The sequence below is a fragment of the Pedobacter albus genome (assembly GCF_036324255.1).
In the GTDB taxonomy this organism is placed as follows: Bacteria; Bacteroidota; Bacteroidia; order Sphingobacteriales; family Sphingobacteriaceae; genus Pedobacter; species Pedobacter albus.
Genome location: NZ_JAZDQT010000001.1, coordinates 2,006,564 through 2,019,774 on the forward strand (window position 1 = coordinate 2,006,564; position 13,211 = coordinate 2,019,774).

Consider the following 13,211-nt stretch of genomic DNA (forward strand, 5'->3'; position numbering starts at 1 on the left):
TACTTATTTATTCTTCTTGGTATCTGTCTTCTCTTTTGTTGCCGCCGGCTTTGGTTTTTCCTTAGCCGTTGTTGCTGCAGCTGTTTTGGCCGGCGTCTTTTCGGCCGGTTTAGTCGTTGCAGGCTTGTTTGTAGTCGCAACAACTGGTTTTGGCGTTGTTGGCTTTGCCGTTTGTGCAGTCGAAGCGGCAGCCGCCTTTTTAATTTCGTCTTGTATGCTATTCTTGATGGCCGAATCAATCGCTCTGTTGGCCAACGCCGTGCTATCTGCCACCACCGGTTTCGCCTTTTTTACTGCCAACGAATCGTACTTTTCGCATACGATCTGATTGGTGTACTTGAGGTTGATCGTTTTATAGGCATTCCAGCCTACCGTAGGCATGGCCTGCTTGTAAAACGCCAAGAGGTTGTTCATCTTGGTTTCGAGCGAATCGGCATTGCCCAAAATAATCCTTTGGTTGCCCACACGCGGCACCAGCTCTATATCGTGTTTATCGTTTACAAAAAGCTGCTCAATCTGTGCATCCCACAGGGTATCTTTTTTCATGAACAAGGCGGTCTTGTACAAATCAGCACCCATTGGGGTTAGCAAAGTGTCGACCTTGCCGCTAAAGCCTTCCAAAATATTGCCCGACGCTACCAACACATTAGCCGTAAAGTTGGGCGACATTGGCATTTTCAAGCCGTTGCTGTCAATGTAATAATCCTGTCCACCTGCATTAAGCACCCTCAGCACAGGCTGACGTTGCTTAATGGCCACTTGCAAAACGCCATCCATATCTACAAAAACCTTGGCAAAGGCAATGTAAGGATTGGCCTTGAGGGTTTCTTCGATCGCGTGGATGTTGATTTGCTCGAGGTTGCGGCCAACCAGCTGTCCCTGTCCCTGTTTCAAAATGGCATCGATTTCTTCTCTTTCGATAAAATTATCGGCACCCGGAATCAATATTTCTACCTTCACGCATTTCACCTCACGTTTTTTGACCGAGATGAAACTCATGAGCACCACCACCCCCGCCAAGCAAACCAGCCAGGCAAAGCACTTCAATATCATTTTCCAATTCACACTACTCAACATGGCCCAAGACATTTTTTAGTGGTTCTACCAAGGTATCTATATCGCCTGCACCAACCGTCAAAAGTAGTTCAGGTTTTTTATTCTTTATCTCTTGTACCGCCAAATCTTTTCCACATATTGCTTTCTGCGGCGCGGTAATTTTATCCAGCAGCAACTGCGAATTCACTCCCGCAATCGGCAATTCGCGTGCCGGATAGATTTCCAGGAGCATCACTTCGTCGGCAGTGCTTAAAACTTTTGCAAATTCATCTGCAAAATCACGCGTGCGGCTAAACAAATGGGGCTGAAACATCACCGTCAGTTTTTTGTCGGGATGCAACTGCCTTACCGCATCAAAACAGGCCCTCAGCTCCTCTGGATGATGTGCATAGTCATCGATATACACATGCGACGCCGTGTTGACAATGGTTTCGAACCTGCGTTTCACGCCTTTAAATGTTCCAACGGCTTTTTTTACCGATTTGGGATGGATGCCCAAACTCAGCGCCACGCCAATAGCCGCAGTTGCATTTTCGACGTTATGTTTGCCCGGCATAGCCAAGCTGATATCTTTTATGGTGGTGTAACCGTCTTCGAAATCGAAAACGAAACTGCCATTTTCTACACGGATATTGGTGGCCCTGATGGCCGCATTTGTCGTTGCGCTGTACGTAATTCCATCCAAAGGCAAACCATCTTTTACAAACAATTTTCCGTCTTCCTTAAGCTGGTGCGCAAACAAACGGAAAGATTCCTGCAGGTGGCTTTCATCGCCGTAAATATCCAAATGGTCGGCATCCATTGAGGTAATTACCGCTACATCGGGATGCAGGGTCAGGAAAGAGCGGTCGTACTCGTCGGCCTCTACCACTACCACATTGTTTTTGCCAAACAACACATTGCTGTTGTAATTGGTGGTAATTCCTCCCAAGAAAGCGGTACAGCCAAAACCGGTATCGGTAAGGATATGCGCCACCATTGACGAGGTGGTAGTTTTGCCATGCGTACCAGCCACGGCGATGCAAAACATGCCTTGGCTAATGATGCCCAACACTTCCGAACGTTTTTTCAAGGCAAAACCCTTGTTTTTGAAATATTGGAGAATATTCGAATCTTTAGGAATGGCCGGTGTGTAAACGATCAGCGTATCATCATGTTTATCGTGGAAACAAACTGGAACGTTCGATTCTTCGTCCAAATAGGAAATCAGAATGCCTTCGTGCTCCAGGGCGATGGTCAGGTTAGTACGGGTTTTATCGTAGCCACAAACCACCACACCGCGTTTGGCAAAATAACGGGCAAGCGCACTCATACCGATCCCGCCGATACCTACAAAATACACCCTATTTATGTTTGCCAATTCCATTTCTTTTAGTCTAAAGTGGAAAGACTAAAGCTTAAAGCTCATCTTTCCTGGTTGATTTATTTTTGCTTTGGTCTTTCTCCTTTGGTCTTTTAACTTTTAGCTTTCGCCAGTTTCAGCACTTCTTCCGCAATGATCGTGTCTGCATCTGGCAAAGCCATTTTTGCAATATTTTCGCTCAGCATTTCGCAACGCTGGCTGTCTTTTAACAATTTGAGGGCCTCGGCTACCAAGGTATCTTCTGCCGAACGATCGTTGACCATCATAGCCGCATCGTTTTTAACCAAGGCCAGCGCGTTTTTAGTCTGGTGGTCTTCGGCCACATTTGGCGATGGCACCAAAATAACCGGCTTCTCAATGAGGCAAAGTTCTGCGATCGTTCCCGCCCCGGCTCTCGAGATAATCACATCAGCCGCGGCATAGGCCAAATCCATTTTATTCAAAAATTCCAAGATGCACACATTGGGATGATAGGCCGCCGTTAAGCGTTCTATAATTCCGTTGTAGTAAAACTTGCCGGTTTGCCAAATTACCTGCACATCTTGCGCAATGATCTCGGGCAAATGTTTTTCTATGCTTTTGTTCAGCGTTCCAGCGCCCAAGCTGCCCCCGGTTACCAAAATGGTTTTCTTTAAGGGATCTAGCTTGAGTAGTTCTGCTCCGGCATGGTGCTTGCCTGTGATATCAACAATATTCTTCCTTACCGGGTTTCCTGTTTTCAGGATTTTATCGGCTGGAAAGAATTCCTCCATTCCATCAAAAGCCACGCAGATTTTAGCCGCACCCTTGCCCAACAGTTTATTGGTGATACCCGCATAAGAGTTTTGCTCTTGAATGAGGTATGGTATGTTTTTGAGCTTGGCTGCATACAACAATGGACCAGAGGCATAGCCCCCTACGCCCACTACGGCATCGGGTTTGAAATCTGCAATCAGTTTCATAGCCTTGCGCACGCTCGAAAGCACTTTAAACGGCAAGGCAAAGTTTTTTAAAATCGAACCCCGCTTAATCCCACTGATATTTAAACCCACAATTTTATATCCGGCTGCAGGCACTTTCTCCATCTCCATCCTGCCCTCTGCCCCAACAAAAAGGATTTCGCAATTGGGCGAAATGCTTTTAAGCGCGTTGGCAATGGCAATGGCGGGGAATATATGCCCGCCTGTGCCACCTCCAGATATGATAATTTTTGGGAAATTATTCATCTTATTTTTATTTAACCGCAAAGTGCACAAAGGGCACTCAGCTTATTACTTTTATACTTAGCAGCTAACGTTACAACATTGCAACCTTAAAACTTTTAACTTTTCTAAGCCATCGCCGGTATTTCTCCGATAATGACTTTTTTCTCTTTTTGTGTACTGTGTTCTTCTACGTCTTTGCTTACACTCAAAATAATGCCAAAGGCAATACTTGTAAATATCATCGAGGTACCGCCCATACTTACCAAGGGCAACGGAACCCCGGTTACCGGTCCCAAACCAACGGCTACGGCCATATTGGCAAAAGCCTGAATGGTGAGGCTAAAACTTAGCCCGGCGGCCAACAGAGCCCCAAAGGCCTTCGGACTTCGCGTTACGATACGCACGCATCGGTAAAGCAAAACCAGGTAAAGCACTACAATAGCCAATCCGCCCACAGTTCCATATTCCTCAATAATAATGGCGAAAATAAAATCGGAATATGGATGTGGCAGAAAATTACGTTGCGTACTGTTGCCTGGCCCTTTACCAAACAGGCCACCTGTGGCCAAAGCTATTTTCGATTGGTCGGCCTGGTAGGTTTTGTCAGAATGCTGCTGTTCTGGGTGCATAAACGCATTGATACGCGATTTATAGGTTTCCCTCCTCGGCCCCAAGAATATCACAAACAACAACAACACTACTCCACCCGCACAAACGGTTAAAATCTGCTTGATACTGATCCTTCCAATAATCAGCAATAAAATACTTACTCCAAACAACATCAAGGCTGTTGAAAGGTTGGCTAAGGCAATTAAAATAAAGACCACGCAAACCGACCCCATAATCGGGATAAAGGCATTCTTAACGTCTTTGATGTTTTCTTGTTTTTTGGTCAGCATCCTGGCCAGAAAAGTAATCAGCGCCAGTTTGGCCAAATCCGAAGTCTGGAAGGTCAAACCGATTAAAGGCACCTGTACCCAACGGGCCGCACCGTTAATCTGTCCACCAAAAACCAGCGTATAAAGCAATAAAGGCAAAGTAATGATCATGAGCACCTTAGAAATGCCCGCATAGTATTTATAGTCAAGCAGGTGTGCAATGTAGATCATGGCAATACCCAAAAGCACAAAAATAACGTGCTTAAAAAGCAGGTATTTTTCTACGCTTATGCCTTTTCTATAGGCAATTGCACCGGTAGCGCTATAAACCACCATAATAGAAACCATAGACAACATGATGATGATCAGCCAGATCCATCTGTCGCCTCTTGTTTTTGCCAGAAGTGCCTTAACGTCAAACATATTATAATTCTTTTACGGCCGCCTTAAACTGGTTGCCTCTGTCTTCATAGTTTTTAAACAAATCGAAGCTTGCACAGGCCGGCGACAACAACACGGTATCGCCTTTTTTAGCCAAGTGGTAAGCCACCTGAACGGCCTCGTCGGCCGAGAAAGTATTCACAATCACATCCACATCATCCTCAAAAGCCTCATGGATGCGCTTATTGTCTTTGCCCATACACACAATTGCCTTTACCTTGCTGCGCACCAAATCTTTGAGCATGGTGTAATCATTGCCCTTGTCAACACCGCCCATAATGAGCACCACTTCTGTGCCTACGCTTTCTAAAGCATACCAAGTAGAATTGACGTTGGTTGCCTTCGAATCGTTGATGTAGGTCACATCAGATATTTTGGCCACGAACTCTAAACGATGTTCGATGTTCTTGAAATTGCCCATGCTTTCGCGAATGGTTTCATTGCGCAACTCTAAAACCTTGGCTACAATGCCCGATGCCATTGAGTTGTAAATGTTGTGCTTTCCTTGTAAGGCTAAATCTGAAATTGACATGGTTAATTCTTCGTTTAAGTGTGTGTTGATATGTATGGTGTTGTTTTCAAGGTAGGCTCCGTTTTCTATTTTCTTTCTGATAGAGAAGGGATAGGTCCTCGCCTTGATGTTGGTTCGTTTTAATATTTTTTGGGTTTCTTCATCGTCTTCGCAGTAGATGAATACATCCTTTTCGGTTTGGTTTTGTACAATCCGCATCTTTGAAGCGGCGTAATTGTCCATTTTATAATCGTAGCGGTCTAAATGGTCGGGCGTAATGTTGAGCAATACCGCTACATCGGCCTTGAACTCGAACATATCATCGAGCATAAAGCTCGAAATCTCCAATACGTACCACTCAAAATCTTCGGTAGCCACCTGCGCCGCAAAGCTCTGCCCGATGTTGCCGCCTAAACCCACGTTCAACCCTGCGTTTTTGAGGATGTGGTAAGTCAACATGGTTGTGGTCGATTTACCATTAGAACCTGTAATGCAAACCGTTTTGGCTTGGGTATACCTTTTGGCAAACTCGATTTCCGAAATCACCGGGATGCCTTTTTGCTTCAATGCCTTTACCATAGGCGCCGTAGCAGGAATACCCGGACTTTTAACCACCTCGGTTGCGTTTAAAATCAGTTCGCTGGTATGCTGGTTCTCTTCGAAAGAAACATTCAGTTCATTCAAGGCAGTTTTGTAACGATCGGCAATGGCGCCAAAATCCGATACAAAAACATCAAAACCCTGTTTTTGTGCCAGCTTTGCCGCGCCCACTCCGCTTTCGCCCGCGCCTAAAACAACCAACCTCTTTCTTTCCATTAGCGTAGTTTTAAGGTTACAAAAGTGATTACCGCCAGTATAATGCCCACGATCCAGAAACGGGTCACGATTTTAGCCTCGTGATAGCCTTTTTTCTGATAGTGGTGGTGCAATGGCGACATCAGGAAAATCCTTCTGCCTTCGCCAAAGCGTTTTTTGGTGTATTTGAAATAACTTACCTGTAGCGTTACCGACAACACCTCGACCAAGAACACGCCGCATAAAATCGGGATGAGCAATTCCTTGCGGATCATGATGGCAAACACCGCGATGATACCACCGATGGTCAAGCTGCCTGTATCGCCCATAAAAATCTGCGCAGGATAAGAATTGTACCATAAAAAGCCCACACAAGCCCCCACAAAGGCACCTGCAAAAATGATGAGCTCGCCCGAATTCGGGATGTACATGATGTTGAGGTACTCGGCAATAACCGTGTTACCCGACACATAGGCCAAAATACCCAAGGTAATGCCAATAATAGCCGATGTTCCGGTAGCCAGTCCGTCTATACCATCGGTAAGGTTGGCCCCGTTTGATACGGCCGTTACAATGGTGATGACGAAAAACAGGAACACGATCAAGGCGTATTTTTCATAATCCTTACCCAAGAACTTCAATACCTTGGCATAGTCGAATTCGTTGTTTTTATAAAAAGGCACATTGGTTTTGGTCGATTTTACGTCTTGAGTATAATAAAAGCTCTCGCCTTTTTGCCTCAAAACCATTGGCGCCGTACTGGTGGTTTTACTCGCCTCGTCAACGGTTTGCCTAACCACGATATTCGGGTTAAAATACATGGTAAGCCCCACAATAACGGCCAAACCTACCTGGCCCACTACTTTGAACTTACCGGCCAAGCCTTCTTTGTTCTTTTTGAATACTTTGATATAGTCGTCGAGGAAACCGATAGCACCCATCCAAACCGTGGTAACCAGCATCAAAATCACATACACGTTGGTGATGTTGGCAAACAAGAAAGTCGGAATAAAAATACCCAGCAAAATCATGATACCGCCCATGGTTGGCGTACCTTGTTTTTGCATCTGGCCTTCCAAGCCTAAATTCCTTACGGTTTCGCCCACTTGTTTGCGGTGCAGAAAATCGATGATCCTACGGCCATAAACGGTAGTGATGATCAGCGAAAGGATAATAGACAAAGACGACCTGAAAGTAAGGTATTGGAACAACCTCAATCCCGGAAAGTCATAGTGCTTATGCAGATATTCGAATAATAAATATAACATTAGTTAATGAGGTTAAATTGTTCGTTCAATACTTCTTTATCGTCAAAATGATGTCTAACACCCTTAATTTCCTGGTACTTTTCATGTCCCTTGCCTGCTACCAGGATAATATCGCCGGGCTTGGCCAAATGGCAGGCCGTTTTAATGGCTTCTTTCCTATCGGTGATGCTCAAGGTTTTACGTTGGTTGGTTGGCGACACACCTTTCTCCATTTCGGCAATAATGGCTTGTGGCTCTTCAGTGCGCGGATTGTCTGACGTGAGGATTACCTTGTCGCTCCAGTCGCAGGCCGTTTGGGCCATCACCGGGCGTTTGGTACGATCTCTATCGCCACCGCAGCCAATGACGGTAATCACCTGTTCGGTTCCTTTTCTGATATTGGCAATGGTACTCAATACATTCTGAACCGCATCTGGCGTATGTGCATAGTCTACAATACCGATAATGCCTTGTTTAGACACGATATAATCGAAACGACCTTCGGCTCCGTGCAGGCTGCTCAGCACCGTTAGCACTTTGAGCCTATCTTGTTCCAACAAAATTGCCGTAGCGTAGGCTGCCAACAGGTTATAGGCATTAAATGAACCTACCATTTTGAAGTAAACATCCATATCGTCTACATTCAGGTGAAGGCCACTGAATTTGTTTTCGATGATTTTGGCTTTAAAATCGGCCATTTGCTTTAAGGCATAGGTCTTTTTATGGGCCTTGGTATTTTGCAACATCACCATTCCGTTTTTATCGTCGGCATTGGTTAGGGCAAAAGCATTTTTGGGCAAACCGTCGAAAAATTCCTTTTTCGCTTTGAGATAATTGTCAAACGTATGGTGAAAGTCAAGATGGTCGTGCGTAATGTTAGAAAAAATGCCGCCTGTAAACGTCAATCCCACAATACGGTGCTGTACTACCGCGTGCGAGCTTACTTCCATGAAGCAGTATTCGCAACCGGCATCAACCATATCGGCCAACAACTGGTTAAGCGCAATTGGATTAGGCGTAGTATGCGTAGCCGGTACAATGGTGTCGTTGATGTGGTTCTGAACGGTAGAAACCAAGCCAACGCCATAACCCAGGCCACGAAACAACTGGTAAAGCAGAGTAGCAATGGTTGTTTTGCCATTGGTTCCGGTAACACCTACCAGTTTCAGCTGTGCTGACGGATTGCCATAAAAATTACTGGCCACCATCCCCAAGGCCGCTGAAGAACTTTCTACTTCTACGTAGGTTACTTGGCTATCTACTTTGGCAGGCATGGTTTCGCAAATCACCACCACGGCACCCGCCGCCACAGTTTGCGCAATGTATTGGTGCCCATCAACCACTGTTCCCTTCACCGCAAAAAACAAGGTACCGGCTTTTACCTCCCGCGAATCAAAGGCCAAGGCCTTTACTTCCTGATTGGGTTTACCTACCAAGCTTTTTATTGCTACACCATATAATAAATCTTGCAACTGCATCTTGTTTTAATTTTGAAGGAATGAGTTTTGAATGATTGAATAGTTTACCATTCTTTCATTTTAACATCCCCTCATTCTTTCATTTTTAATTTTGAAGGAGTGAATTGTGGATGATTGAATGGCTTATCATTCTTTCATTTTAACATTCTCTCATTCATTCATTTTATTATTGTAATTCTATTTGCACCATTAAACCTTTGCCAATCTTGCTCCCCGGCTCTATCGATTGCGCCGTTACCTTGCCGCTACCCCTCACTCTTGTTTTTAATCCGGCGTTGCCCAAAAGATACATGGCATCTTTAAGCCCCATGCCTTTTACATTAGGCATTACGCCTTTTACCGGCTCGGCTTCCTGATAGGCAATGCCATTGCTGGTATCAACCGTATTGAAATAGTCGGATTTTGCGGCGTAAAGTGTTTTAATGCCAAAAGCATTGTATACTTTCTTGGTTGCTTTGCTTTGGCCGGCTTTGGCTTCTGGAGGCGTAGTGTTGCCTACCATGCGGTCTTTTACGCTGCCAAACATCTGCACATCGCCTGCATAAATGCGATCTGCCACTTCCCTAAACACGGGACCAGAAACCAACGCTCCGTAATAAGCGCCTTTCGGGTCGTTAATCACTACGATCATCGAATATTTTGGATTCTCGGCCGGAAAATAACCTACAAACGATGCCTGGTATTGTTTTTTGGCTTTATAGCCCAAATTGCCATCGGCAACCTGCGCTGTTCCGGTTTTACCAGCAATTTTATACAAAGGATTGTAAACCACCTGCTTGCCACTGCCTTCGGTTACCACACCTTCTAGCATTGACTTGATTTTGGTCAAGGTTACATCCGAACAGATTTTTTCGTTGATTACCCTTGCCTTAAACTGCTCAATTGGATTGCCCAACCTTCTGATTTCCTTCACAAAAATTGGCGCAATGTACTTTCCGTTGTTGGCTACTGCATTGTAGAACGAAAGCATTTTTAAAGGCGTAAGCTGCATTTCGTAGCCATAAGCCATTTGTGGCAAAGTGAGGTTTTTGTTCCAGCTTTTATTTTTCGGGTTCTTTACTACTGGTCGTGCCTCGCCTGGAATTTGCAGCTTCATGAACTCGTTCAAATGCCAATTGTACAAATGATCGGTAAATTTTGCCTGGTCTTCTTTATAGGCTCTGTTCACCAATTCGGCCACCGCCGCATTCGACGATTGTTCAAAAGCCTTTTTAACGGTCACCGTACCGATGCTACCGTGCGAATCGACTACTATTTTTTTATTGCCCGGAACTTGGTAGCTACCCGTGCCCACCATCGTGTTGGTATCTACATATTTATCCTCAAGCAGGGCCATATACGAGGCCAGCTTGAAAGTAGAGCCCGGATCCTGGTTACCGGCAATGGCATAATTGAATTGCTCCTTATATTCGCCTTCGCCCACCTTGGTGTAATTGGCTACCGCCCTGATTTCGCCAGTGGCCACTTCCATTACAATGACGGCACCATGATGCGCATCGCTCTTGATCAATTGTTTTTTAAGAGCATTTTGGGCCAAATCCTGGATATTGATATCAATGGTCGAAATAATATCGGCTCCTTCTTTTGGCGCCACTTCCGCATCGCTGTTTACCGGTTCATACACACCGCCGCTAATGCGCTGCATCAGCTGTTTGCCACTCTCGCCATTGATATAATTGCCATAGGCACCCTCTAAGCCCACGCCATTTTTTACGTTTTCGTTTTTATAGCCGATAGTTCTGGCTGCCAAATCCTTAAATGGCAAAATCCTTTTGTTGCGTTGCGTAACGGTGAGGCAGCTCAAACCATTTTTGGTTTTGATTAGAGGAAAAGTCTTGATTTCTTTCAAATCCTGATAAGAAACCTTTCTTTTAAGCAATAAGCTATGCACGCTATCCTGTCTTGCTTTGCGCAACAGCCGAGAATAGTCCTTGGCGCTTTTGTCGCCAAAAAACTGCGACAGCTTCATGGCCAGCGAATCTACTTTCGAATTGAAAAATTCATTGTCTTGGATGCTACCAGCCACCATATCCATACGCAGTTCGTATTCGGGTACTGAAGTAGCCAACAAACTGCCGTCGTTAGAATAGATGTTGCCACGCGCAGCTTCAATGGTAAATTCCCTAATCGATAAACTATCAGCCTTAGCGCGCCATTTGTGTCCCTGCACATATTGGATATCGCCCAGCCTCAACAATACAGCAAGGGCGAAAAGTACGATGAGCCCGAAGGCCAGGTACACACGCAACAATATGTTTGCTCTAATGTTCATTATCGTTGATTATAATTTTTTTAGGTGGTTCAATCAGCTCTTTAATCCCTAGCGTATCTACTTTTTTAGCTACTTCGGTCAATTTGCTCTTAAACATCAAATCGGCCTTTAGCGACTTATATTCCCAACTCAGTTCTTTTACTTCTTTACTTAACTTATCTATGTTTCTTACGTTCTTTACCGCCATGTGGCTGTTCGCGATGTAAACCATGACCAGCACACAGAGGAAAATCAAAAAAGGCAACATATCGGTAGCCGCCTCCTTGCTCACCACCCCTTCGGTAAACAGCTTTCTAAAAAAAGCCAGCGTACTGCTTTCTTTAGGCGGCTCTTCAGAAAGCCTTGGCTCTTCCTCCTGCTCCAAACGCCCTTGCTCTTCTTCCGGCTCTTCTACCTTTTTTTTGAATTGGTTGTTCATAGCTTTTCTCCAATCCTCAATTTTGCGCTTCTGGCCCTGCTGTTCATCGCCACTTCTTTTTCATCGGCCATTACGGCTTTGCGCGTAATCACCTGAAAAGGCTTTTGCTCATTGCCAAAAAAATCCTTCTCCACTTCGCCCTGAAATTTGCCTTTGGCCAAAAAGTTCTTTACCGGCCTGTCTTCCAAAGAATGGTAAGACATTACCACCAAACGACCTCCTTTTTTGAGCACCGAGGCACTTTGTTCCAAAAAGTTTTCCAGCATATCGATTTCGGCATTCACCTCGATTCGCAGGGCCTGAAAAACCTGGGCCATGTATTTATTTTCTTTTCCTTTCGGAATATGTTGCGCAATCACCGATTTAAAATCGGCCAAGGTCACAATCGGCTTATCCATGCGAGCCGTTACGATGGTACGCGCCAGCGACTTGGCATTCTTCACTTCGCCATAGATTCCAAAAATCTTATGTAGCTTGTCTTCCGCATAAGTATTGAGCACTTCGGCCGCTGTTAAGGCACGCTGCTTGTCCATACGCATATCCAAATCGGCATCAAAACGCGTAGAAAAACCACGGCTCGGCTCATTGAACTGATGCGAAGAAACACCCAGGTCGGCCAAAATGCCATCCACCTCTTTATAACCCAACAAACGCAGGTTGTTTTTCAGGAAACCGAAGTTCTGATCCACAAACACAAAGCGCTTGTCGTCTATTTTATTTCTTTGGGCATCAGGATCCTGATCAAAAGCGATCAGCACACCGTCTTTATTCAAATGCTTTAAAATTTCGCGCGAGTGGCCGCCGCCACCAAAAGTTACATCTACATAAACACCGGCCGGATTGATAGCCAAGCCATCAATACACTCTTGCAACATTACCGGCACATGGTAATTAGTTTCCATCATCCCTCCTATCTCTGCCGCCCATTACTTCTTCGGCCAGATTGGCGAAGTTTTCAGGCTCGTTGTCCAACAATTGATCGTAGGCATCTTTTGACCATACTTCGATTTTATCGAACTGGCAGGCCAACACCACGTCGCCAGCAATGCCCGCAAACTCCAACAGGGATTTCGGCAAAAGCACCCTTCCTGAAGCATCCAAGCTCAATTCGCTGGCACCACGGGTAAAGAAGCGGATAAACTCTCTTGTTTTTTTCTCGTAGGGATTCAGCTTGCTCAGCTCAGCCACGATTCCTTCCCATACTTTTTTAGGATAAATGACCAAATGCTTCTCAAAACCGCGATTAATAACGAGGCCTTCTTGCTCCACATTAGGCAATTGTTTTTTCAGACTAGAAGGCACCATCAAGCGGCCCTTCTGGTCTAACTTACAATCGAATTCTCCTAACAGTTGAATCATTTTACCACCTACACATTTTATGTAGTGTAAAAATAAATACTTCTACCACAATTTACCACTTCCTACCACAAAAAGTTTTCAACATCTTAGAAATTCCCATTTTGTCCCATTTTTATCGTTTTTTGGGCAATTTTAGGGCATAAAAAAGGTGGGAGCCCAGACCAAAACTGAACTCCCACCTTAAAAATTAGTGCTTTCGAAGCCTAAAA

11 protein-coding genes are annotated in these 13,211 nt (G+C 45.0%); all 11 read right to left on the bottom strand.

The window, feature by feature from the left end; all coding sequences use genetic code 11:
- Nucleotides 1-3: 3 nt before the first annotated feature.
- Nucleotides 4-1,077, bottom strand: coding sequence for a cell division protein FtsQ/DivIB (locus VRU48_RS08285; RefSeq protein WP_330107453.1), 1,074 nt, complete (start codon nt 1,075-1,077; stop codon nt 4-6).
- Complete coding sequence (gene murC, locus VRU48_RS08290; RefSeq protein ID WP_330107454.1) at nt 1,067-2,422, bottom strand: UDP-N-acetylmuramate--L-alanine ligase; 1,356 nt, start codon at nt 2,420-2,422, stop codon at nt 1,067-1,069. Before murC ends, VRU48_RS08285 begins: the two co-directional genes overlap by 11 nt.
- 89 nt (nt 2,423-2,511) lie before the next feature.
- Nucleotides 2,512-3,624 carry an undecaprenyldiphospho-muramoylpentapeptide beta-N-acetylglucosaminyltransferase gene (gene murG / locus VRU48_RS08295; protein ID WP_330107455.1) on the bottom strand — a complete coding sequence of 371 codons (1,113 nt, stop codon included), beginning with the start codon at nt 3,622-3,624 and terminating at the stop codon, nt 2,512-2,514.
- Between the two features lie 104 nt (nt 3,625-3,728).
- A complete protein-coding gene (locus VRU48_RS08300; RefSeq protein WP_330107456.1) occupies nt 3,729-4,904 on the bottom strand; it encodes an FtsW/RodA/SpoVE family cell cycle protein in 1,176 nt (391 codons plus the stop codon).
- 1 nt (nt 4,905) lies between these two features.
- The gene (gene murD, locus VRU48_RS08305) at nt 4,906-6,249 is read right to left on the bottom strand and encodes a UDP-N-acetylmuramoyl-L-alanine--D-glutamate ligase (RefSeq protein ID WP_330107457.1); all 1,344 of its coding nucleotides are present in this window, start codon (nt 6,247-6,249) and stop codon (nt 4,906-4,908) included.
- On the bottom strand, nt 6,249-7,496 hold the full coding sequence (gene mraY / locus VRU48_RS08310) for a phospho-N-acetylmuramoyl-pentapeptide-transferase (protein ID WP_330107458.1): 1,248 nt from the start codon (nt 7,494-7,496) through the stop codon (nt 6,249-6,251). Before mraY ends, murD begins: the two co-directional genes overlap by 1 nt.
- Nucleotides 7,496-8,953 (bottom strand): UDP-N-acetylmuramoyl-L-alanyl-D-glutamate--2,6-diaminopimelate ligase, encoded by a 1,458-nt coding sequence (locus tag VRU48_RS08315; RefSeq protein WP_330107459.1) that lies wholly within the window; start codon nt 8,951-8,953, stop codon nt 7,496-7,498. The genes mraY and VRU48_RS08315 overlap by 1 nt, the downstream gene beginning before the upstream one ends.
- Before the next feature lie 166 nt (nt 8,954-9,119).
- Nucleotides 9,120-11,225, bottom strand: coding sequence for a penicillin-binding protein (locus tag VRU48_RS08320; protein ID WP_330107460.1), 2,106 nt, complete (start codon nt 11,223-11,225; stop codon nt 9,120-9,122).
- Complete coding sequence (locus tag VRU48_RS08325) at nt 11,215-11,643, bottom strand: FtsL-like putative cell division protein (protein WP_330107461.1); 429 nt, start codon at nt 11,641-11,643, stop codon at nt 11,215-11,217. Before VRU48_RS08325 ends, VRU48_RS08320 begins: the two co-directional genes overlap by 11 nt.
- Complete coding sequence (gene rsmH, locus VRU48_RS08330; RefSeq protein WP_330107759.1) at nt 11,640-12,545, bottom strand: 16S rRNA (cytosine(1402)-N(4))-methyltransferase RsmH; 906 nt, start codon at nt 12,543-12,545, stop codon at nt 11,640-11,642. The genes VRU48_RS08325 and rsmH overlap by 4 nt, the downstream gene beginning before the upstream one ends.
- A complete protein-coding gene (gene mraZ / locus VRU48_RS08335) occupies nt 12,535-13,002 on the bottom strand; it encodes a division/cell wall cluster transcriptional repressor MraZ (protein ID WP_199138405.1) in 468 nt (155 codons plus the stop codon). Before mraZ ends, rsmH begins: the two co-directional genes overlap by 11 nt.
- Nucleotides 13,003-13,211 lie beyond the last annotated feature (209 nt).

Coding starts and splice junctions, on each gene's coding strand:
- VRU48_RS08300 (WP_330107456.1), bottom strand. CDS start 4,904: ATGTTTGACGTTAAGGCACTTCTGGCAAAAACAAGAGGCGACAGATGG.
- VRU48_RS08320 (WP_330107460.1), bottom strand. CDS start 11,225: ATGAACATTAGAGCAAACATATTGTTGCGTGTGTACCTGGCCTTCGGG.
- murC (WP_330107454.1), bottom strand. CDS start 2,422: ATGGAATTGGCAAACATAAATAGGGTGTATTTTGTAGGTATCGGCGGG.
- VRU48_RS08285 (WP_330107453.1), bottom strand. CDS start 1,077: ATGTTGAGTAGTGTGAATTGGAAAATGATATTGAAGTGCTTTGCCTGG.
- mraY (WP_330107458.1), bottom strand. CDS start 7,496: ATGTTATATTTATTATTCGAATATCTGCATAAGCACTATGACTTTCCG.
- VRU48_RS08315 (WP_330107459.1), bottom strand. CDS start 8,953: ATGCAGTTGCAAGATTTATTATATGGTGTAGCAATAAAAAGCTTGGTA.
- murG (WP_330107455.1), bottom strand. CDS start 3,624: ATGAATAATTTCCCAAAAATTATCATATCTGGAGGTGGCACAGGCGGG.
- rsmH (WP_330107759.1), bottom strand. CDS start 12,545: ATGGAAACTAATTACCATGTGCCGGTAATGTTGCAAGAGTGTATTGAT.
- mraZ (WP_199138405.1), bottom strand. CDS start 13,002: ATGATTCAACTGTTAGGAGAATTCGATTGTAAGTTAGACCAGAAGGGC.
- VRU48_RS08325 (WP_330107461.1), bottom strand. CDS start 11,643: ATGAACAACCAATTCAAAAAAAAGGTAGAAGAGCCGGAAGAAGAGCAA.
- murD (WP_330107457.1), bottom strand. CDS start 6,249: ATGGAAAGAAAGAGGTTGGTTGTTTTAGGCGCGGGCGAAAGCGGAGTG.